Annotated in this window: 14 protein-coding genes, 1 pseudogene and 1 CRISPR repeat array; of the genes and pseudogenes, 6 read left to right on the plus strand and 9 right to left on the minus strand. The window is 58.6% G+C overall.

Going from position 1 to position 22,630, the window contains the following annotated elements; genetic code table 11:
• Positions 1 to 8: 8 nt before the first annotated feature.
• From FD37_RS02405 to FD37_RS02430, 6 genes and pseudogenes are all read right to left on the minus strand, one after another.
• A pseudogene (locus FD37_RS02405) lies at positions 9 to 1,727 on the minus strand (type I-E CRISPR-associated protein Cse1/CasA).
• The gene (locus FD37_RS02410; protein WP_056963198.1) at positions 1,693 to 4,452 is read right to left on the minus strand and encodes a CRISPR-associated helicase/endonuclease Cas3; all 2,760 of its coding nucleotides are present in this window, start codon (positions 4,450 to 4,452) and stop codon (positions 1,693 to 1,695) included. Before FD37_RS02410 ends, FD37_RS02405 begins: the two are co-directional and overlap by 35 nt.
• A 532-nt stretch (positions 4,453 to 4,984) precedes the next feature.
• Positions 4,985 to 5,561: a CRISPR direct-repeat array (repeat unit 28 nt; unit sequence GGATCACCCCCACACGTGTGGGGAATAC).
• 209 nt (positions 5,562 to 5,770) lie between these two features.
• Positions 5,771 to 6,508, minus strand: a complete 738-nt coding sequence (locus tag FD37_RS02415) for a DnaD domain protein (RefSeq protein WP_056963200.1) — start codon at positions 6,506 to 6,508, stop codon at positions 5,771 to 5,773.
• Between the two features lie 76 nt (positions 6,509 to 6,584).
• On the minus strand, positions 6,585 to 7,769 hold the full coding sequence (locus FD37_RS02420; protein ID WP_056963202.1) for a pyridoxal phosphate-dependent aminotransferase: 1,185 nt from the start codon (positions 7,767 to 7,769) through the stop codon (positions 6,585 to 6,587).
• A gap of 20 nt (positions 7,770 to 7,789) precedes the next feature.
• Positions 7,790 to 8,302 carry a cell wall elongation regulator TseB-like domain-containing protein gene (locus FD37_RS02425; protein WP_045806638.1) on the minus strand — a complete coding sequence of 171 codons (513 nt, stop codon included), beginning with the start codon at positions 8,300 to 8,302 and terminating at the stop codon, positions 7,790 to 7,792.
• A 39-nt stretch (positions 8,303 to 8,341) separates the two neighbouring features.
• On the minus strand, positions 8,342 to 11,185 hold the full coding sequence (locus FD37_RS02430; protein ID WP_045806639.1) for a helicase C-terminal domain-containing protein: 2,844 nt from the start codon (positions 11,183 to 11,185) through the stop codon (positions 8,342 to 8,344).
• Positions 11,186 to 11,419: 234 nt separating this feature from the next.
• On the opposite strand from FD37_RS02430, the gene mvk reads away from it, so the two are divergent.
• From mvk to fni, 4 genes are read left to right on the plus strand one after another with little or no spacing between them, the layout of a single operon-like run.
• On the plus strand, positions 11,420 to 12,367 hold the full coding sequence (gene mvk, locus FD37_RS02435; RefSeq protein WP_056963205.1) for a mevalonate kinase: 948 nt from the start codon (positions 11,420 to 11,422) through the stop codon (positions 12,365 to 12,367).
• A complete protein-coding gene (mvaD, locus tag FD37_RS02440) occupies positions 12,367 to 13,356 on the plus strand; it encodes a diphosphomevalonate decarboxylase (protein WP_056963207.1) in 990 nt (329 codons plus the stop codon). The genes mvk and mvaD overlap by 1 nt, the downstream gene beginning before the upstream one ends.
• A gap of 54 nt (positions 13,357 to 13,410) precedes the next feature.
• Positions 13,411 to 14,484 carry a phosphomevalonate kinase gene (locus FD37_RS02445; RefSeq protein WP_045806642.1) on the plus strand — a complete coding sequence of 358 codons (1,074 nt, stop codon included), beginning with the start codon at positions 13,411 to 13,413 and terminating at the stop codon, positions 14,482 to 14,484.
• Positions 14,485 to 14,498: 14 nt separating this feature from the next.
• Positions 14,499 to 15,542 (plus strand): type 2 isopentenyl-diphosphate Delta-isomerase, encoded by a 1,044-nt coding sequence (gene fni / locus FD37_RS02450; protein ID WP_056963209.1) that lies wholly within the window; start codon positions 14,499 to 14,501, stop codon positions 15,540 to 15,542.
• A 172-nt stretch (positions 15,543 to 15,714) separates the two neighbouring features.
• Here fni and FD37_RS02455 read toward each other — a convergent pair whose 3' ends face one another.
• Positions 15,715 to 17,088 carry an RsmF rRNA methyltransferase first C-terminal domain-containing protein gene (locus tag FD37_RS02455; RefSeq protein WP_056963244.1) on the minus strand — a complete coding sequence of 458 codons (1,374 nt, stop codon included), beginning with the start codon at positions 17,086 to 17,088 and terminating at the stop codon, positions 15,715 to 15,717.
• Positions 17,089 to 17,278: 190 nt separating this feature from the next.
• Between FD37_RS02455 and FD37_RS02460 the strand changes: the two genes are divergently transcribed.
• A complete protein-coding gene (locus FD37_RS02460) occupies positions 17,279 to 18,091 on the plus strand; it encodes a Cof-type HAD-IIB family hydrolase (RefSeq protein ID WP_045806644.1) in 813 nt (270 codons plus the stop codon).
• 54 nt (positions 18,092 to 18,145) lie between these two features.
• Positions 18,146 to 18,301 (plus strand): hypothetical protein, encoded by a 156-nt coding sequence (locus FD37_RS12740; RefSeq protein ID WP_156153301.1) that lies wholly within the window; start codon positions 18,146 to 18,148, stop codon positions 18,299 to 18,301.
• 134 nt (positions 18,302 to 18,435) lie between these two features.
• On the opposite strand, the gene FD37_RS02465 is transcribed toward FD37_RS12740, so the two are convergent.
• Positions 18,436 to 19,479, minus strand: coding sequence for a zinc-binding dehydrogenase (locus FD37_RS02465; protein WP_056963210.1), 1,044 nt, complete (start codon positions 19,477 to 19,479; stop codon positions 18,436 to 18,438).
• Positions 19,480 to 19,597: 118 nt separating this feature from the next.
• Positions 19,598 to 22,561, minus strand: coding sequence for a KxYKxGKxW signal peptide domain-containing protein (locus tag FD37_RS12905; protein ID WP_056963212.1), 2,964 nt, complete (start codon positions 22,559 to 22,561; stop codon positions 19,598 to 19,600).
• Between the last annotated feature and the right edge of the window lie 69 nt (positions 22,562 to 22,630).

Genomic DNA, 22,630 nt, shown 5'->3' on the forward strand with positions numbered 1-22,630 from the left:
CCTGTGGTTCATCCCTTCGGTGCATCCAAGTGTTGACTAACATTGATTCTCAAACGGTTACTTGCCGTGAAGATATTCAGCAGGCCGTGGTCGGTCTCAATGCCCGTGACATCCCGTGGTGTCGTATTCTGTAGAACGTCATCCAGTGACCGATAAACGAGCGTTTGAAGAGTCTGCTTCCAGTCAGTAATCTTCTGGTCACGGTCATCGTCCCCACTCAAGCCCGCTAACCAGGCTTTGAAGGGAGCATTTAACCGTTCATAAAATTTTGCACTCAGGCCACTCGCAAATAGTCGTTTGTCCAGGTTACGAATCTGCGCCACGTCCGTTGCAAAATGATAATAGTCCGTTCCGATGGCTTGGGTCAGCTGAATCGTGTCCTCGATACGCACCGGCCACCGGCGTTGAAACGTCGGGTCGGTATCGAGGAGCACGGCAGCCTGTAAGCGCAAATCATCGGCAACCTCGACCGCGGGCGATTGTGACGTTGCGTTACCATCGCTAATCAGCGCCACCGAAACCAGATTCAAGGGTTACGTCCGCGGAATCAAGCCGCGGTCCTTTAGATCCTGTAACCAGCGCACCAGGTCGGGTTCGTGATCCTGGTCACTTTGCGTCACCTTCACGTATTGCCCAAAGTTTTGCCACATGGCCTTTCCCAAAGAGTGCAGGCTCTGGGCTGCTGGGCGGAAGGTCGCAATCTTTTTATCCCAACGCCAAGTGGTCATGGGTTCGATCAGGGCGCCTTCTGCACTGTACATTGGCAGCCCCGCACTAAAGATCTGGACATGCCCCTGGTCATCCCACTCCAGATGGAGAAGGCGTGACCAATCCGTATACAGCGCTGCCAAATTATCGGGCAACAGCTGCTTTCTGCGCTGATCGACGTAGGCCTGTAGGGATGGGGACTCCCAGACCGGCCGTTGCTGGACGACCTCATCCGAGACTGTCGGTCCCACTAAAACTAAGTTCAGCAGGAGGCTTTCAAACAGCGAATCTCCCTGAGCGAATACGGGATTCAACCGATACGTCCAACCGGCCGGATTCGAAAACTTCTCCGTTGTTTCAATCTTGGTCTTATCAGTGACCCCCGTGAAGTTTTGGTAGGTAATCAGCCAACGGGCCAAGTCAGCCAGCTCAATGTCATTTTTGGTATCTGCCGTCTTGGGGGCAAACAGCGCCGGTGAATTGGCACTTTCCGAAATTCGTCGATTGATCTGCTTAATCGCCACCTGGCCCGTTCCGGTAGCGACCCGCTTTTTGGTGGGGACAACCGCATCATATTCCGCGGCCGTTACCTGGTAAAAGGGCTGCGCACCAAATAGGTCAAATCGGTCAAGGTGTTGCTGTAAGTAGCGGGTCACGCTGGCCGAAAAGTGGCCGGCATGGGAAAGCTGCTCCCAAGTTTCCCAGAGAGCCTCAGTATCGAATGCGTCCTCATCCGTTGCGCGGACTTCCGATGTAGCCTGATCGATGGTCAGCCAGTCGTACGGCTGATCATCCGCGTCTAACCGTGAGTAAACGGTCGTCAAAATGGCCAGTAAAAAACGTAGAATTGTCAGATCCTGTGTCCGCATATCACCGGCCAACTGCCGGTAGTCCTGAGCGTGCCGAAAGAACTCGTCCAGCGAGACAGTTTGGGTCTGATTCGTCGTCCGGTCGACGACCCGTAGCCACGGATCCGTCACCAAATTAAAGCTTTGAGCCATGATCATCCTCCTTTTCATATCTAAGTCCCAGTTGACGAGAATAGGTCAACCGCCATTTTCCTAGCGTGGCCACCCCCTCTCGATTCAAGATCAGCGCCAACGACCCCCGTAACCAGGGATCCGCCTGCCAATTCGCGAAATTATGTGCCGTTGCGGTCTCTAATTCCTGAATGGCCGCTGCAATCTGCGGCGTCACCGCCACGGGGAGTCGCAACGTTTGCTGGGCAATCTCGCTCGACTCGGTGCCTCCAAGCGGTCGTCCATCCAATAGGCACACTCCTTGGCGCGTGCGTTGCACCAGGATGACTTCGATGGTTTCCCGGATGTCCCGCACCGCAGCGTTGGCTTGTTCTTCGTAGTTGGTGCCCCGAAATTTCGGGCTGCGATCCAACCAACCATGGATGGTCGCCTGGGGACGCGTCTTTGGGGAGTCAATCTGAAAGACCTTCGCCTTCTTCTTTTCCTGCTCAAGTGCCGTTTCAAACGCATCTCTGGCCGCATCAATGTTCGGAATGGCCGTATCCGTCGTCGCATCATAGACCTGCTGAACCAGTCGGGAAATATCGTCTGGAATCGCGAGTGTCTGGCCTAAAAAATGGTCGGTCTTCATCAATAGATAACGGCCGTAAATGGCTTCGTTGGCATCCCCATAATCCGCGGGATCCGCAGTTCCCAGTACAACTAGCTGGGGCTGCCGCAACGCTGCCGGACGCGTTAGTGAATGCCGATGTAACCGTCCCACCCGCTGCAGCAGCAAGTCCATGGGCGCAATATCGGTATATAAGATATCAAAATCAATATCGAGTGATTGCTCCAGAACCTGTGTGCCAATTACTACCAACTTTTCCGGTCGGTGGGCGTTTTTGCCGATAGCTGTCTGGATGGTCCTTTCCTGCGCGGCCCGGTCAGTGGCCAAAAAGGCCGAATGCAGCAACATCACGGGGACGTCGTCGGGAATCAGTTGCGCCAAGGCTTGAGCCCGTTTGACCGTGTTCACGATGACGCCCGCAATCCCACCATCTTTCAGCTGCGTCAATACCGACTGAATGACAGCCGCATCGTCCCCCGAGAAACGTTGAACCCGAACCTTTAAGAGCTCCCGATCACTTTTTTTCGAAAAGTCCGTCACCTGAGTCAGTTTAGGACCATCTATTAAACTGAGGAGTGGGTAGGCGGTGGCTTCCTGCCACCCATCCGGCGCCTCCAAGAAGTGGTGATACTTGGCGCCATACTTTCCTCGCAGGTAGGCCTTCACCAACTCGTTACGCTTGTCTTTAGGGAGCGTGGCTGACAGGATCACCACTGGCACGTGATAAACGCCCAACCACTGCAAGGCTTTGTAGAGATATTGGTTCATGTAGGCGTCGTAGGCGTGGACTTCATCAATCACAACGACCTTCTGACTAAACCCTAAATGTCGGAGAAACAGGTGTTTCTGCTTAAGACCCATGCGCAGCAGATTATCGATGGTTCCAATCGCGAACTCCGCCAGCATGGCCTTTTTGCCCCGGAACCAGCTGTTGACGACGACCCCACCTGCCTGATCATCAGCCGTTTCATAGACGCCGATGGCCCGGGGTAACTTCTGATAGCTCAGGTTATAGCGATACTTACCATGGGTCAGGGCCACTTCAAAGGGCTGACCGGTCGGATTCAACTTTTTAAGCCAGCCGGTCACCCGGTCAAACATCGCGTTCGTTGTCGCCTGAGTCGGTAAACCCATGAACAGACCATTCCGCCCCGTCGTATAGGCCCACTGTTCAACGGACGCTAAGGCGAGTTCCGTTTTCCCCATCCCCATGGGGGCCTCAATGATGGCTAAGCCCGGATCGATGGCCGCGCCGATAGCCGCTGTCATTTGAGCCTGCACGGGACGCGGGTCGAATCCCCAGCGCTCTTGATAAATCCGTTGCGGGTCGACTTGAGCTGACACCCACCGGCCATCTAGGTTCCACGCCGTGATGGCCTGTTGGTAACGGGCCGTCAGATTCAGATCTTGCCAGTCCTGGTCCAAGCCAATTAAGGGAAACATGGGGATTTTCTGCTGATCATCGAGGTACTCACTGGAGGCCAACCAGTCGGCCATAATCAGCAGTCCCTCTAGTAGAACCGCTTCCGGCTGACCAACCGTTGGTATTTCGGTCACTGACTGGTACCCCGAAGACCGCAATCCATAAGTAAAGAGTTCCTTTTGGACGCGTTGCCAGCGTTGTTGTGTCTTTTGATTTTTGTCCGCTTGAAGGAAATTAGCGGTATATGTATCGATTTGGTCGTAAGGACCGCGGCTCTCCGGCTTTCCATGGTGCCCGCCCACGATGGCACAGATGGATTCGGGAACCCCTTGATCATAAAGAAGTGCTTCCCCGGCTCGCGCGTGAGGCGACTTGTTCGCTGAGGCTAGGTCCAAGCAGTTTAGCCCCCGATAGCCTGCACGGATTAATTTTTCTAACAATTCATGATCAAGTGATTTGTCTCCCTCAAACGACTTCTTCGTTTGAAAGGCGGGAGTTGCTTTCCCTAAATCGTGTGAGAATCCTAAAAACTTAATCAGTCGTTGGAGCGCTTCATCTGTTAAACATTGTCTTAGAAGCCGCTTTTGTCCTTCAACTAGCCAATGATTAAACAGCCAATTAATTACTTGCTGAGTATCGTTTAAATGGACTATTAATGGTAGCCATTGTTGACTACCCTCTTCGGTTCTTTTTTTTGCCCATAAAGTCGCTGCTAACAGGGATGGGGTCATTTTTATCAGCTCCTCTTTTAAACATTTCAGTGAAAATCCTCTTCACAAGTAGTTCGCTTATCAGTTACACTGTTATTCTAATTCTGCAATGTAATGGTTTACGTTCTAATAAATATTCATTTCTAACGCTTAGTACCACGTTGCATATTCGAGGACATTCTTCATACTCCGTAGTCTCCAATGCATCAATTTTTCAGGAAGCAAAAACGTTCGGTTCTAAAGCGTAGGCCTAGCATACCTTAGAATATTACGGCTGCCAATCACAGCGCATTCTGCCAAATAAATAGTTGCTTAAGCTGACTTGCATCGTTTCCATGATACATAAAAAGTTCTGATCCTCGGTTAAGGTTCAGAACTTTCAAGGCATTTCTATCTAATCTTCCTCGGATACTTGCTGTTTCGTATGAAGAATACTGCCCCTTACATGTGGAGGAAATACGTAATACACGTGATGGACGGGGAAAATGGATGGAAATTACTCCCACATGAGTGGGAATAATTTGCTTGCAAGCTGGACAAAGACCCCTGTTAGAAACCACCCTCACACATGTGGGGAATACTGGGCCGACAATAAAATCACAGGTACCTCACCAGAATTACCCCCACACGTGTGGGGAATACGTGCCACTCATCACAGCAGAGAGCGGCCGGGCAGGATCACCCCCACACGTGTGGGGAATACTCATGGCGCACATGATGGGGAAGTACACCTTCGGGATCACCCCCACACGTGTGGGGAATACCCGCTTTTTGTACTTGTGAAACGCATAACGCCAGGATCACCCCCACACGTGTGGGGAATACTGATAGGCTGCTCGTTCAGTTCGTGACCACGGAGGATCACCCCCACACGTGTGGGGAATACGCCAGGTCGTCCCACGTAAGTCCCTTAATATCGGGATCACCCCCACACGTGTGGGGAATACCATGATGGGGAACGGCACATCAGCGTGGGCTAGGGATCACCCCCACACGTGTGGGGAATACGCACTGGCACTCAAACGGCTGTTTGGCTTGTCGGGATCACCCCCACACGTGTGGGGAATACGTGTGTTTGCTCATTTCGTCGATGCGAACCGAAGGATCACCCCCACACGTGTGGGGAATACACTAAACAAATCCCGGTATATCAACCTTTTAAAATTCCAAAATCGCCGTTTTTCATTAACTTGTGTTTTGACCATGACCCCAGCATACCTAAAAATTCTTCGAATGCCAATCCCTGTTCACCCTGACACGTAAAATATCGTCTAAACTGATTTTCATCTCATTCTCCCATCAAAAAAGGCCGCGTACTCTCGCATCGCGACCCCTTCACCTAATCCGTTAACTTAAAAATCGGCACGTCCGGAATCGTTGAATCGCCCCCGTTACCCGGGGCGCCCGCCTTCGGTGCCTGCCGGTCGGCCTGACGCGCCCGTTCCTGTTGGACCTGCGCGGCCGTCCGTAAGTTTTTCTTCTCCCAGTTACCCAGGATGCGGTCCATGTACTTCAAGTTATAGACCTGATTCAAAACGGACTCCTTCAGCGCCAACTGGATCAGCTCCGGTTGGTAGTGGTCCTGCTTCAACCAATCGTTGATGGTCTCCATCTCAATCGGCGACAACGGCCGCCCAAATTCCTGCTCGATCTGGTTAAACACGGCCACCCGTTGCGACTCCGCCTGTTTTGCCGGCGCCGCTGGTTGCGCGGTCGTGGTCGGGACCTCCTGGGCCACCCGTTCGTGGACCGCTACCTGGCTCAGCTTCTCGAGCAACAGCTGAAAATCATAGGTATCCTGTTGCTGCCCCTGTGCGTCGGTCACGCTGCCCAGCGCCATCAGCTTCTGGGCAATCAGTTCGTGCAGCACCTGATAGACCCGCTGCACGTCCCAGCCTAAGTGTTCCGCCATGGTTTCCGCGTCCGGCCACGGGTGGCCCTGGTCCATCAGCCGTCTAATCTGCAGGTACACCAGCAACTGGTCGGTGGTCATCCCCACCTCCCGAAAGTGGTCCAACAAAAAGTTGGCCACGCTGGTCTGGCCCGCCTGCACGTATCGTCGGGTAAAGTCGTCCATCGTTATTCCTCCCACAGACACAAACAACGGCCCCGCTAGTTATGCCGCGGACCGTTGTTCGGTCGTTTCTCATTTATCATTCGTTTTCCATAAACGTCTTCAGTCGGGCCATCGCCGTCAGCAGCGTCGCCTTATCGGTCGCGTAGCTGATTCGCAGGTGGTGGGGCAACCCGAAGGCCTCGCCCGCGACCACCGCGACGTGCGCCTCATTCAAGATACGGTCAACCAAATCAGCGGTCGTCGCGCAGTGCTTGGCCGTCATGGCCGCCTGCACGTCGGGGAACAGGTAAAAGGCCCCCGCCGGCTTCTGCGGCAAGTCGAACCCCGGCAGCGCCGCCAGTAACGGGTACACGGCGTCGAGCCGTTCCTTGAAACTGGCCTTCATCCGGGCCACCGGCGCCTGATCACCGGTCAACGCGGCCAAGGCCGCCGCCTGGCTGACCGCCGCGGTGTTGCCCGTCATGTGGGACAACGCCCGCGTCATGGTCGCCATCAGGTCGGCCGGCCCCACGGCCCAACCAATTCGCCAACCGGTCATGGCGTAGGTCTTGGAGACCCCGTTGATCACGATGGTGTGGTCTTGAACGGCCGCTCCCAACGTCAGCATCGACGGAATCGGGGTCGGCTGATCATAGACCAATTCCCCGTAAATTTCGTCGGCCACGATCCAGAGGTCGTGTTGGACCGCCCAGTCGCCAATCGCCTGCAGTTCCGCCGGCGTGTAGACCACCCCGCTCGGATTCTGCGGCGAATTTAAAACGATGGCCACCGTCTTGGCCGTGACCGCCCGTTCCAGCTGGTCCGGGGTGACCTTGAGGCTGGCCGTTGGGGCCACCTCGACGGGTACCCCGCCCGCTAGCTTGACCTGTTCGGCATAACTGACCCAGTAAGGCGCCGGCAGCAAGACCTCGTCACCGGGATCGATCAACACCTGAAAGAGCGCGTATAACGCCAGCTTGGCCCCGGTGGTCACCACCACCTGGTTGGCCGTCACGTGGACGTCTTGCGTATCGGCGAGGCGGTCGGCCACGGCCTGACGCAACGGCAGCACGCCCGGTGTGGCGGTGTAGCCGTCGACCTGGTTTTGCTCGATGGCCTCGATGGTCGCGGCCTTGATGGGTGCGGGGGTCGGAAAGTCCGGCTGCCCGACACCCAGGTTGATGACGTCGACGCCCCCCGCCTGTAAGTCTTTCGCGCGTTGAGACGCCTGTAAGGTTGCTGAGGGCCGCACTGCCTGGGCCCGCTGGGACAATTGTCGCATAAAACGACCTCCTCGACTGACTAAATGTTTTCGATCTGTTGCAGGACCTTGCCATTACTGTATTGGAAGGTCAGGTAGCACAGCTTGCCCGCCTTGTTCAGGTAACTGACCTGCCAGGCCGGCTTGCCATTAAAGATACTCAGGGCCGCCGACAACACCTTCTTGGGGTTGCGTTGCCAGACCCGTTGCAGGACTGCGTTGCGCGAGAGCCCCGCGCTTTGTTTCAGCACCGTGACGTCGGTGCCGGTCTTCGGCACGATGGCGTAGACCTTTTGCTTGGCCTTGTTCTGCCCGGCCACGGTGTAGTAGGTGGTATCCAGGTTCGTCCAGTAAAAGTTCGTGGTCGTCGTCAGCTTGCCCGCCGACTTGGCGACCTTAACGGCGTGCGTCTGGGCCGAATTGAACGGCTTGGTCGCGCGATGGATCACGTAGCCCCCGCCCAAAAGGAGGACCAGCACGACCACCAGGATCGTCAGAAGGCCCCACCGGCGTGGTCGCCGGCGTTGTTGGTACTGTTGTCTCATCAATGCCATCGTACTCCCTTATCAGAAATTCAAATTATTCTTATTATATCAAACTTCGGGAGGCGTCACCGGCGTGGTGGGTGTCTTTTCAAAAAACTTAACCAATGCTTGGGTGAGCTCCCCCACGTCCCCGGTCGTTTGCGGCATGTCCGCCGGCAGCGCCCGCAAGATGCTTTGCCCGTACTGGCGTTCCACCAGCCGTTGATCCAGGATCACCACGGCCCCGTGGTCGCGCGGCGTCCGAATCAACCGGCCAACCCCCTGCCGTAACTTCAGCGTGGCGGCCGGCAAGGCGGCGTTATAGAACGGGTTCTTGCCCTGCGCCTCCAGCCGGGCGTAGTTGGCCTTCACGAAGACCCGGTCCGGCGAATCGAACGGTAACCGCGTCACAATCAGCAGTTCCAGTTGTTCTTCCGGCAGGTCGATGCCCTCCCAGAAGCTGGCCGCCCCCAACAACACCGAGTCGGTGCCGGTCGCGAACCGCTTGGCGATCCGTTCCCGGCTCCCGCTGATGCCCTGCGCTAAGACCTCGCGCTGGGCAAATTCCGGCTGCTGGGTCAGCTGCTCGTAGACCCGTTCGATCACGTGTAACGAATTGAACAGAATCAGCGTTTGCTTGTGCACCGCCCCGGCCAACTGGGTGATCGCCCCAACCAGGTAGGTCACGTAATCGTCGGGGGCCACCCGGGACAGGTTGGGCCCCGCGTTAGCGATCAACAACTGGGATTGCGTCGCGTAGTCGAAGCTGCTGCGCATCCGGTGGGTCGTCGTGGTCTGCCGGTCCAGGTCGAACTGGTCTAAGACGTACTGCGACCGTCCCGACGAGAACAGCGTGGCCCCCGTCAACAGGACCGGTTGATAAGCGTCATAGATGCGCTCCTGTAAGAAGCCCTGGGTCGCCAGTAACCCACTGGCCAACTCCAGGCTGCCCCGGTCGCCCACGTGGTTGATGGTCACCCAGAACAGGTTACTGGTCGTGGTCGGTTTGGCCTGCTCGAAGATGCCTAATAGCCGTTGGAGCAGCTCGTCGATCACGTGCAGCCGCGTGTCCAACCGCTCGAACAGGTACCGTTGCGACGCCACGAAGCGGTCGTGCGCCTGGTCAAAGGCGTCCCGCAGTGCGCCCAGTTGCGCCATGATGGCCGTATCGCCCTGGGCTAACTGCTGTAACGGGGCCTGAAGCTGCTGGGCCTGCTGGTGCAGGTCCGTCGCCGGGACCAGTTCCTCGATGGGGGCGTTCTGCGCGTTGCCCCGTTTGGCCGCTAAGAATTTCAGGAACAACTGGTTCAAGACGGCCTTTAGCGCCGTCTCCAGCCGCTCGGTCGTGGCCTGCAAGTCATTGATGGTGTTAGTGGTGGCCTGGTCGTTAGCGAACAGGGCCAACAGGTTCGGCCCAATTTCCCGGCCGATATCGCGCTGGACGTGGTGGAGTTCGTTCACGATTTGCGCGAACTTCACCTGAGTCCGCCGCTGCCGTAAGGTGCTGTCGGACAGGTGCTGGGCCTCGTCGATGACCAGATACGGCCGGTCGAGCTGGGCGCCTAATTCCCGCGCGTGCTCACTCAGGTAAGCGTGGTTGACCACTACGAACTGGGCGTGCGTCAGCGCCGCGTCCCGGCGGCGCAGGAAGTCGTCGTCGTAGAACGGGTTATCGGCGCTCAGGCCACCCTCGTGCATGATCTCCTGGAAGTACGGCGCCCGGTAGGTGGCCAGGTGCAGCTCGTCGAGGTCCCCGGTCGTGGTCATGGTCAGCCAGACCAGTAACCGCAGCTTTAATAGCTGGGTCTGCTTGGACGTCTCGTCCAACGCCAGCGTGGTCACGAACCGTTGGAGGTCCAGGTAGTGGCGACTGCCCTTCACGATGACGGCGTTGATTGGAAACGGTACGATCTGCTTCAGGAGCGGAATGGTCTGTTCCATTAACTGTTCCTGTAACAACGTGGTGGCCGTACTGATGACGACCGGCCGCCCGGTCTGCCCCAGGTAGGCCATCGGCAAGGTGTAGCCCAGGCTCTTACCGATCCCGGTCGGCGCCTCGACCACCATCTGCTTGACCGGATGTTGGTCGGCCTGCGCGTAATTATTATAGATGTAATTCATCATCTTGGCCTGCTCGGCGCGCCATTCCAGGTTCTCCGGCATCAGCTTTTGTTTCTGCTTCTTGGTCTTGGGGTACTTGACCGGCGCACTCAGTGGCGTCGGTTCCGGTTCCGGGACCTTCCGCAGCGCCAAGCCATTCTTGACGTACAGGTAATCCGGCAACTTCCGGGGCTGCCGGGTGTTCAGGTCCCGGGCCACGGTGAAGAGCCGCGCGGTCTGCCGCGGCAGGTCCGCGTTTAAGTCGATCATCTGCTGCAGCGTCACCAGCGGCAACGCCCGCAACCGCCGGAACAGGAAGATGAAGAGTTCCGCGGTCGCCCCGGCGTCGCTATCGGCGGAATGGGGGCTGTCGTGCTCGATGTTGAAGTATCCGCTCAGGTCCCGCAGGCGAAAGCTGGGGGCCGTGGGCAGTAAGATCTGACTGAGGGACACCGTATCCAGGGCCTCAATCTCCAGCTCGGGATAGCCGACCCGGGACAGTTCGGCGTTAATGAAGGGCAGGTCAAAATTGACGTTGTGGGCCACGAAGACCGTCTTGGTCAACAGGCTGTACAACGTCCCCGCCACGTCGTCGAACAACGGCGCGTGCCGTACCCGGTGGTTCGAGATCCCCGTGAGCCGCGTAATCGCCGCGGGAATCTCCCGCAGCGGGTTCACGTCGGTGGTAAAGTGATTAATGATTTGATTATGCTGGACGAAAACGCATCCGATTTGGATAATGCGATCGCCATCTTGCACACTGGTACCGGTGGTTTCGATGTCCACCACCGCGTAGACCGTGTCTTGATCCATGTCTGCTCACCAATTTCTGCACAAATGCGATTATAACTGGCACTATGATACACCACTTAGGCCGCCAGCGCTACGCTTCCGGTCGCAAAGGCGAGTGGTTACTTTACAAAGGTTATAGAAAGCGTTAATTTTTAACGCTTTAACAGTTTTTAAACGGCAAAGCTAGCGTAATATCAACGAGTAGCGTATGATATTCTGGTAGGAAAAAACGAGATAGAAAGTGAGCGAGCGCACTTGAAGAAGTCGGTCATTGGAAAAAGCAACGCCAAGATCATTCTGCTGGGCGACCACAGCGTCGTTTACGGCCAACCGGCCATTGCTCTTCCATTAACTTCAGTCAACACGACCGTCACCATGACGGCCACCGCGGCGGGCCAAACCATCGCTAGTCGCTACTTCGATGGCCCCATCGCCCAATTAAACAGCCAATTAGCCGGGGTCGTTAAGTTGATAACGACCCTCTTAGAGCGCTTTGACGGCCAGCAAACGCCCTTTCACATGGCCATCACCAGTGACCTGCCCGCCGAACGGGGCATGGGCTCCTCGGCCGCCGTCGACGTGGCCATCACCCGCGCCATGTACCGGTTCTTCGACCGGCCCCTGACCCGTGACGAGCTTTTGGAAACGGTCGCTATCGGGGAGAAAATCACCCACGGCAACCCCAGCGGCATCGACGCCGCGACGTCCAGTTCCGCCGTCCCCATTTGGCTGATTCCCCACGAGACGATCAGCCAGATTCCTTTCCACTTAACCGGGTATCTGGTCATCGCCGATAGCGGCATCAAGGGGCAGACCGGTCAGGCCGTGGCCGCCGTCGCCCGGCGCCACACCACCCAACCGGACACCACCAACCGTCAAATCGAAACGTTAGGTCAACTAAGTTACGCGGCCAGAGACTGCCTTGCGGCGAACGAGATGACCCGCTTAGGCGGTATTCTTGATTCAGCACAGGAACAGTTAGCCGGTTTAGGCGTTAGCTCCCCCGAACTGGACCACTTGATCACGGTTGCCCGCGCCAACGGGGCCCTAGGCGCCAAGCTGACCGGGGGTGGCATGGGTGGCTGTATGATCGCCCTCTGTGCGACCGCCGCCAGCGCGACCGCCGTGCAACACGCCCTGGTCGCTGCCGGTGCGACCGCGACCTGGACCGAAGTTTTACACCACGAGGAGGAACCCGCCTGATGCCAACCAGCATTGCCCGTGCACACACCAACATCGCGTTGGTCAAATACTGGGGGAAGGCCGATACCGACCTGATCATTCCCCAGACCAGTAGTCTGTCTTTGACCCTGGATCAGTTCTATACGGACACGTCCGTGACCTTCGACGAGCGGCTCACTGCCGATCAGGTCGTGGTGAACCATCAGTCGTTGTCCCCGACCGCCAGCCGCAAGGTGCGCCACGTCCTGGACCTGGTACGCCATCAAGCCCAGACAACGACCTTTGCCCAAGTGACCTCCCAGAACCACGTGCCGACCGCGGCGGGGCTGGCATCTTCGGCGTCGGCCTTTGCGGCCCTGGCCGCCGCGGCGAGCCGCGCGGCCGGACTGACGCTCGACAGGACCGCCCTGTCCCGGTTGGCCCGGCGCGGCTCGGGCTCCGCGACCCGCTCCATCTTCGGCGGTTTCGTCGAATGGCAAGCCGGTCACGACGACGCCACGTCCTACGCGGTGCCCTTCCAGGAACACGTGACTTGGCCCATCGCCATGGTGGCCCTGGTCTTAGACCCGCACCGTAAAAAGGTCAGTTCCCGTCAAGGTATGCAGGCCAGCGTGACCACCTCACCCTATTACCCGGCCTGGCGGCAAGTCGTGGCCCAAGATCTGGCGGCCATCAAACCCGCCATTTTGGCTCAGGACTTTCCGATCGTGGGGACGATCCTCGAGTCCAACGCCATGCGGATGCATGCGCTGACCCTGAGCGCCCAGCCGGCCTACAGCTACTTCAACGGTGACAGCTTAGCGGCCATGCAAACGGTGCGCGACCTCCGCGCGGCCGGGACGGCCTGCTACTACACGCTGGACGCCGGTCCGAACGTCAAGGTCTTCTGCCAGGCGGCCGACCTGCCCACCATCACCCAGCGTTTCAGTGCCCAATTCGGCGCCGACCGGGTCCTGGTGGCCCACCCCGGCCCCGGCGTGCAGTGGCTTTCCGAACCATTAACCGATTAAAAAATAATGAACTAAATTGATTGCGACCTGACATCGCAGAAGGGACCTGATTCTTTGATTTCCGCCCAAGCACCCGGAAAACTCTATATTGCCGGCGAATACGCCGTCGTCGAGCCGGGTTATCCGGCCATTATCGTGGCACTTAACCAGTTTGTGACCGTGTCCATCGAGGAGAGTGACGACTACGGTCAAATCGCCTCCAAACAGTACCAAGAAAATTCCCTGTACTGGGAGCGCCAAGGAACCGAACTGGTTTTTGATAACCGGGACAATCCCTTCCACTACATCCTATCCGCCATTCACCTGACGGAACAGTACGCCCAGGCGCTGGGCAAGCCGCTGCGGATGTACCACCTCAACGTCAACAGTGAGCTCGACAGCGCGGACGGAAAAAAGTACGGACTGGGCTCTTCGGCCGCCGTGACCGTTGCCACCGTCAAGGCCCTCTGCCGGTTCTACCAGATTGACATCAGCCAAAGTGAGCTCTTTAAGCTGGCCGCCATCGCCCACCTGGACGTGCAGGGCAACGGCTCACTCGGCGACATCGCCGCGTCCGTCTACGGTGGCTGGATCGCCTACCGGGCGTTCGACCACGACTGGTTGGCCTCCGCGCGCCGGGAGATGAGCCTGGTCGACCTGTTACACGCGCAGTGGCCGGGACTCGACATCGAATTATTGACGCCGCCCGCACCGTTGCGTTTACTGATCGGCTGGACCGGCTCCCCGGCCTCGACCTCGCACCTGGTCGACCGCATCGCCCTCTTCAAGGCCACCCAGCGGCACAGTTACCACAGCTTTCTCGAGGAGAGCCGTGACTGCCTGCACCGGATGATCCAGGGCTTTCACGACGGGGACCTCGGCGCGATTCAACGCGAGATCACCGTCAACCGGCAACTGCTGAACCAGTTGGCCCACCAAAGCCACGTTCAGATTGAGACCAAGCTGCTCAAGACCATGTGCGACACCGCGGTCACCAGTGGCGGCGCGGCCAAGTCGTCCGGAGCCGGCGGTGGGGACTGCGGCATCGTCATCATCGACGCGGCCAAGGACCTCGCCGCGCTCCTCCACCAGTGGGAACAGCGCGGGATCGAACCCCTCAAATTAAACGTTCACCACGTTATCGACTAAGGAGATGACCGACCATGGTATTGTCTCGTCACGCCCACCGCAAGGATGAGCACCTATCACTTGCCGAAAAATTTTACGCGGACCAAGCGACCAGCCAATTTGATCAGCTCCGCTTCGTCCACCAAAGCCTCCCCGAGACGGCCGTGGCCGCCGTGGACCTGACCACCCGGTTGGGGGCCCTGACCCTACCCGTGCCCATCATGATCGAAGCCATGACGGGGGGCAGCCCCCGCACCGGCCAGGTCAACGCCCAGCTGGGGACCATCGCCGCACAGACCGGCATGGCCGTGGCCAGCGGGTCGCAGAGCATCGCCCTGAAGGACGCCGCGGCCGTGGCCACCTTCACCCCACTACGGGAAAACAACCCGGACGGCATCGTGTTCGCCAACATCGGCGCCGGGCACACCGCCCACCAGGCCCAAGCGGCCGTGGACATGCTGGCCGCCGATGCCCTGGAGCTCCACGTGAACGCCGCGCAGGAACTCGTGATGCCCGAGGGCGACCGGGACTTTACCGGCTGGCTCGACGGTATCGGTGAGACCGTGGCCCTGCTGGACGTGCCGGTCATCGTCAAGGAAGTCGGCTTCGGCATGGCCCGTGAGACCCTCGAACAGCTTCGCGGCGTTGGCGTCCAGTACGTCGACTTGGGCGGCCGCGGCGGCACCAACTTCATCGACATCGAAAACTTCCGCCGGCCAAACAAGGAACTGGCTTACCTGGACGGTTGGGGGCAATCGACGGTCGAATCCTTGCTGGAGGCTCGAGCCGTGCCGGACCTGGCCGTCATCGCGACCGGCGGCGTCCGCACGCCTCTTGACGTCGCCAAGGCCCTGGCCCTGGGCGCCAACGTGGTCGGAACGGCCGGTCAGGTGCTCCACAGCCTGATCAAGACCGATGCCGCGACCACCACCCAGCGACTGCTGGACTGGCAGGCCCAGTTAAAGACCCTCATGACGTTGCTCGGCGTGACCGATCTAGCGGCATTACGCCAACAACCGCTGCTGTACGCACACGATTTGCAGGCTTACGCCCAGCAACGGCACCTGCCCTTAAAATAAGTGAACCACGACGAAAAAGACCTTTTAGACCACCCGGAAATCAATTGCCCGGTAGTCTAAAAGGTCTTTTTTAATCGTGTAATGAATGGATGCAGGGTTGGCCATGGGGGGCCAGCTAAACGGAAGCAATCGACAGTTTCCGCCCAGCTGGCACTATCCGTGGCCCGGTCCCCTAGTCGAGGTCGTCCGGGTAAACGGTGAAGCGCAGGCCCTTCGGGAAGAAGTTCTTCACCGTCTGCCCCACCACCTTGCCAAAGCCGACCGGTTGGTGGTCACAGGTCAATAGGTACCAGCCCTTGGCAGGCGCCGTGGTCAACGATAGCGCCTCGCCGTGGACCCAGGCGATCCACTGGTCCTGGTCGATGGCCAGCGTCTGGGTCACCCGTTGCGGGTCACTGGCCAGGGCCAACGCGTAGGCCGGCTCGAAGCGGTTCTTCTTAAAGGTCCCCAGGTGCAGCCCGGGACGAAAGACGTGGGCGTGCTTCAGCGCCGGCAAGTTGGCCGGCACGGCAAAGAGCTGGTCCTTGATCGTGACCAGGTCGCCGGTCGGGGCAGCGTCTCCCAGGACCGTCCGGGAAAAATCGGCCCAGAGCCGGCGTTGTTCGCCGGTCAGTGCGGTCCCGAGGTGGGCCTGACCGTGGGGCTGAACCCCTTCGGCCGTGGTGGCGCGCTGCAGTTTGGCCACAAAGTGTCCCTCACCCTGCAAGCGGTTCGGGAACAGGCGCGCCGCGTTCTTCAGGTCGGGGTTGCCATCGGCCCACTCTGGCTTGGCGTCGATGACGCCCCCGGTCTTCTCGACCGGCACCAGCTGGAAGTCCGGGAAGGTCTTGACCAGCCAGGCCATCATCTGTTCGTCCTCTTCCGGCGCGAAGGTGCAGGTCGAGTAGATCAACTGGCCACCGGGTTTGACCATCTTAACGGCCTCCGTCAGAATCTCGCGCTGGCGGGCCGCACACTCATCCACATAGTCCAGGGACCAGTAGTCCATGGCGCCGGGATCCTTGCGGAACATCCCCTCACCGGAACACGGCGCATCGACCAGGACCTTATCGAAGAAGTCCGGGAAGACGGGACTCAGGGTATCCGGCGAATCGTTGAGGATCAGCGCGTTGGCCACGCCGAACCGTTCGACGTTTTCCGCCAGGACCCGCACCCGCTTGCGGTTGATCTCGTTGGTCACCAGCAGGCCGGTGCCTTGCAGGTAGCTCGCCAAGTGCGTCGTTTTGCCTCCCGGTGCCGCGCAGAGGTCCAAGACCCGTTCGCCCCGGGCTGGTGCGGCGGTCGCCCCCACGAACATGGCGCTGGGTTCCTGACTGTAGACCGTGCCGCTTTGATGGACCAAGCTGCGGCCCTTTACCGTGCCGAAATACCCCCAGGGCGCATAGGGAACGGTTGGCGCACTGGTCAACTTTGCCGGGACCTGCCGTTCAGGATTGACCCGGTAGCCGGCCGTATTCGCCGGTTCCGTCAGTGCCGCCAGAAAGGCCGGCGCCTCCGCACCCAGCAGTCGTTGATATTTGGTGATAAAGTCATCAGGTAATTTCACCGTCATTCCTCCATTTTGTTCAATACAACTAATTTATTTGCATCATACATGTAACGGTTCTCCCACCGTTTTCCGTTCCCCATTATACCCGTTTGGGGGGCTGGGCACTAGTCACAAATTCTCGCAATCCCCGGCGTTTTGTGGTAAGTTAGGAGGACTTAATCATTTCAGAAAATGCGAGGTGTGCTTCTTGGAACAAAAGTTAATTGCGCTTGATTTAGACGGCACGACCCTGAACAATGCGGCCATGATCAGCCCCAAGACCCAGGCGGTCATCCGGGCTGCCCGCCAAGCGGGACACGTGGTCAGCATCGTGACCGGGCGGCCCAACCGCCTGTCCGCCGGCATCTATGACCAGCTCCAGCTGGACGGTCCGATGATCAACTTTAACGGGAGTCTCGGTCACGTCCCCCGCCAACACTGGGCGGGCGAGTACCAGTACACCTTCGATAAGTCGGTGGCCTTCGACCTCTTGGCCCACCGCCAGGAGCTCGGCATCAACATGATTGCCGCCGAGGGCAAGGACCTGTTCCTCGCCGTGAAAGATCACCCGGTCGAACTGGGCTTCTTCCCGTCCGTCTTACAAAGCAACCAAATTCTCAACCAAAAATCACTCACTCAGGACCCGACGAGCCTGACCATCGCCGTCGACCGGGCGCACCAGGCGCAATTGCTCAGCTACCTGCAGCACCATTTCGGTGACCAGATCGACGCCGCACCTTGGGGCGGCCCCAACTCGGTGGTCGAGTTGGGCGCTAAGGGCGTTCAAAAGGCGACCGGGGTGGAAGTCCTGGCCGACCACTACCACATCGCCCGCAAAAACATCGTGGCTTTCGGTGACGAGCACAACGACGCCGCCATGCTGGACTACGCGGGTTGGGGCGTCGCGATGCGCAACGCCACGGACCCCATCAAGCACCTAGCCAACGACGTGACGCCACTGGACAACGACCACGACGGTTTGGCCGCTTATCTGCAAGACTACCTAGCCTTGGCCGAATAACGCGGTGGCGTGGTATACTAATGAGCAGGTTGAATCGAAACGGAGGAATCCCCCATGCAGATGCATAAGAGTATCAACGTCGGCCCATCCGGCCAAGTCAACAGCATTCAGGAAAAGGACAAGCAAGACGCTGCCAAGCACAAGCACCATAAGCAGGACCTGATCAAGGCCTACTTACAGCGCAAGCAACAGCGACAAGCTAAAAAATAAACCCCTTCAACGGGTTTGGGACCAATCAACGGCGCCCCAGACCCGTTTTCGTTTGCCGCCATTCAGACACACAAACACCCTTCCCAGGATTTGACGTCCCCGAGAAGGGTGTTTGTGACGGATTCATTTAACGGTTAGTCACTTACCACGACAAACGACTTGATGGCCTTGCGGTCCACCATGGCCTGGTAGGCGGCGTCGATGTCGGCCAGCTTAAAGCTCTGGGTGAAGACCTTCCCCGGGTTGATTTTGCCGTCCAAGACCGCCTTCAACAAGACCTGCTTGTCGTAGGTCGTCACGGAAGCCGGACCCCCGGCCAAGCTGATGTTCTTGTAGAACGACGGCGTGGCGTCCATCTTCGGCGTGTGCGGCAGGCCGACCCGGCCCACCACGGCGCCCGGACGACCGACCTGCATCGCCGTGTCCGTGGACAATTCCGTCCCGACACATTCAAGGACCGCATCGGCCCCCGCACCGTTCGTCAAGTCCATGATCTGCTTCACGGCGTCGTCACCCCGAACGGCCACGTTATCGGTCGCTCCGAATTCCTTGGCCAGCGCCTGCCGGTCGGCGTGCCGACTGGTCGAAATGATGCGCTTAGCCCCCAGTAACTTCGCCGCGATGATGCCACATTGGCCCACGGCGCCGTCACCTAGGACCACGACCGTATCACCGGTGTGCACGTTGGCGACCCGAGCGGCATGGTAACCGGTCGCCATCACGTCGGCCAGCGTCAGCAGGGACTTGAGCATCCCCTCACTGTAGTCCCCGGGTTGACCCGGCACCTTGACCAGGGCCCATTGCCCGTGTTGGAACCGGATGTACTCGGCTTGGTTCCCGGAACTAAAGTTATCCGTGTGCGCCTGGCACACCCCATCGAACCCGGCAACACAGGCCGGACAAGCACCACACCCGTGGGTGAACGGTGCGATGACGAAGTCGCCCGGTTGCACGGTCGTGATGGCGTCACCAACGGCCGTGACGATCCCGATGGCCTCGTGGCCGCCGTTTTCAGAATTGGCCGCCTTGTCTTCCAATCCCCGGTAAGCCCAGAGGTCGGACCCACAGACACAGGCCCGGACGACGCGAATGATCACGTCATCGGGTTGTTGGATCGTGGGTTGGTCCACGTCCTTGATCACCATTTGTCCCGCTTTTGCAAATACAGCTGTTTTCATCTCATTTTGCCTACCTTTCGAAATCGCTTACTTAAATTATACTCATCGACCATGAAAAAGGGAAACCAATCCACTCATGAATTGGTTTCCCTTTTAATGGTTGTTTTCAGTGAATCATTTAGGACCGCTTCTTAGAACGCGCACCGGCCAAGCCCAACGCACTCAGCAAGCCCGCCAGGCCAACGGCGATCCAGCCAGCCGCTGGACGGTCACCCGTCTGCGGCAACTGGGTGGCTGCACCGACCGTTCCAGCGGTGACCGTTCCCGTCGTCGTGGCGGTTGGCGTCGTGCTGGCGGCCGCATTAGCCGTCGCGCCGGCCGTCACCGCGGTCGTCGCCCCCGACTGAGTTCCGGTTGTGACCGTCGCCGCAGCGCCGCCCTGCTTGGGGGCCGTTTCGGTCGTGGCCGCGCCGTTACCGTTGGTTGTCGTCTGCGGTGCTTGGGCCGTCACCGTCGCCGCCTGGCCACTCTGGTTGACCTGTACGATGGGATCCGTCGTGGTCACGACCGTATCGCCGTCGCCCGCGTCGCTGACGACCGGGTTCGTGGTCGTGTCAGTGCCGCTGGTTCCTTCATCCGGTGCCGTCGGATCCGTGGTGGTCGCGCCTGGGTCAGTCTGATGGCCGGTTCCCGGCGTCGTCGTGGTCCCTGGATCTGGCGTGGTATCAGGTGCTGGCGTGACCGTCACCGTCGCGGTCCGGGAAACGTCGTAACCGTCCGCCACCTGGTAGGTGTACGTGACGTAGAGCGTCCCCGCCCCCGTGGTCTTGCCATCGTGCAAGATGTTGCCCGGGTCCTTCACGGAAACCTGCACGTCCTTTACGCTCAGCGGATTGTCCTGATTATCGATGCCCGATACGAAGTTATCCGCATCGCTCCAGCTACTGCCGGCCTGAATGGTGCTGTCCTTGGTGGCCAGCACCTGCCGAACGATGATGTAGACCGACGGCGCGATACTCGAATCGCCCGCCGCAATTAGGTCACCCTTCGGCGAGAGATCATGCCCCAATGAGGCGTAGGCAAGGCTTTCGATGGGCTGTCCCTGGGCATTTAGCGCGACCGAGTACCCGAGATCCTTCAAGGCATCCGCGATACCCGCCTTCTTCCAGTCGACCGTCACGGTCCCCCCGTTGAAGAACGTGGTCGACGAGTAATTGGTGGCGTGGCCGCCCTGGTCATAGTAGTTATAGTAGGCGACCTGGTCCTGACCCACGGACGGCATCGCTTCCTGGACCTCGGTGGGGGCGACTTCGTAGTCGTAGCCGTCATCGTCCGGATCCGCCACGATGGCCTCGTATTGGCCCACGACTGGATCCCGGGGCGTGGCGACCTTAAAATGCAGCGCCCCGTTCGTGGTGACCGCTCCGAAAGAGTACTGGGACAAGATAGAGACCCCCTGCGACGTATACTCGTCGTTGGTTTGCACCGTCAAAGGAACGTTTAATGTATAGCCGGATTGTCCCGCCAAGTAGCCGGTCACGTGGAATTGTGTCAGGCTCGACCAGTGAAAGTCCGGATTGGCCGCCATCAGGGCCTCGTAAGACGCATACGACGTGTTACCGACCACGAAGTTCACGTGCAGGCCGCTCGGGACCGTCGCCAGCATCGCCTGAACGTCGGCATCGTCTGACATGGTGATCTGACTGGTTAAGCTCGAATTCAGACTGGTGTAGTAGTTGGGCAAGCTAAAGTACGTGTTGACGACCTGCACCGTGTTCGTCTGATTTGTCAGGTCCATCAGGGCCGTTAAATCGGTCGCATTGGCATCCACGATGGCCGCCGTGTAGGTCTCCAGGTCATTACTGGTGCTGAATGACGTGGCCGTACCGTTTTGATTCGTCGCCGTCAGCCGAACCGAGGCATCAACGGGCGCGGTATCCGTCACCTCCGACCCGTTGGGATTGTTGGTGATGGCCGTCACCGGCGTCGTCACCGTGGGGTCGATCGTGGTCACGGCATCCGGCGTGGTCGGCGTCGGCAAATTTGTCGGCGTATTCGGCAGGACCGGATCCATGGCCTGCAGATAAAGCGTCGAGCCCGACCAGTCTGGCGTAAAGTCATGAACACTCAGCGTCGCGGTCTCCGTGGCGCCTTTTGACGTGATGACCAACGGAATCGTCGCGGTGTAGCTGCCGCCAACGGCCAAGGTCCCGGTCAGCTGCAACTGCCGAACCGTCGATAGGTCCAGCCCCGCTGCGGACCGGTACTTACTGCCATCGATGGTGATGTAGTTCAGCTGAACCCCCTGAGGAATCTGGGATTCCAGCGCACTCACGTCCGCGTCCCCCGCCATGACGATTCCCGTATCGTGGTTCGCGTAGGCTGGTAAGTCAAAGGTAATCCACAACCCCTGACCCGTATCCGTCTGGTTCGTGATCTGATAAGTCGCGGTCAGGCTGGTATCCTGATTGTTCACACCAATCGTTTGATTGTTGGTGGTCGAATTCTTAGAGGTCAGCGTCCCCTCATCGTTGGTGGCCGTCACCTTGACCGACGTTGCGACCTTGTTTTGGCTCTGGTCAGTGGCCGTTCCCGCGTTGATCACGGTCAGCGGCGCCGTCATATCAGCCGAAGATGTCACGTCCGTGGGCTCAGTCGTCTGAGAATCCGTGTCGGCATCCGGGGTCGTCACGGGGGTGCTTTCCGTCACGGGTGCGATAGTTGCCGAGTCTGAAGCCGACTTTTCCTGATGGGACTCGGTTGATGACTGATCAGCGTTCGCACCACCGTCTGAATTGGCCGTCCCGTTTGACTGGTTTGACGTGTCCTCATCGGATTTTTGACCACTTCCTGGCTGCGCCGATTCATCCTGCCCGGCGGCGGTCTGGTCCGTCTTGCTTTCTTCGGTCGTGGACGCCGGTTGTTCGGAGTCGTCGCCCGTCGGCTGAGAGCTTCCCGCTGAGTCACTCGATGAATCCGCTTGCACAACAGTCGTCGAATCACTGGCGTCTGCTGCGTTGGTCGCCGCATTGGCCGGCACCGTTAAGGCGAGTCCGGCGCAAAGACTGGTCACCCCAATGGCCATGTACAGCCACTGCTTACCTGCCTTGTAGCTCTTATAATGGACCTTTGTTTCGAACATACTCCTCATCCTCCAGACATAATTGCTTTAGTATGTAGACCAATTTCTCTATAATCAACTATATTTTAA

Origin of the sequence: Levilactobacillus spicheri DSM 15429 (genome assembly GCF_001435095.1) — a bacterium.
Taxonomy (GTDB): Bacteria; Bacillota; Bacilli; order Lactobacillales; family Lactobacillaceae; genus Levilactobacillus; species Levilactobacillus spicheri.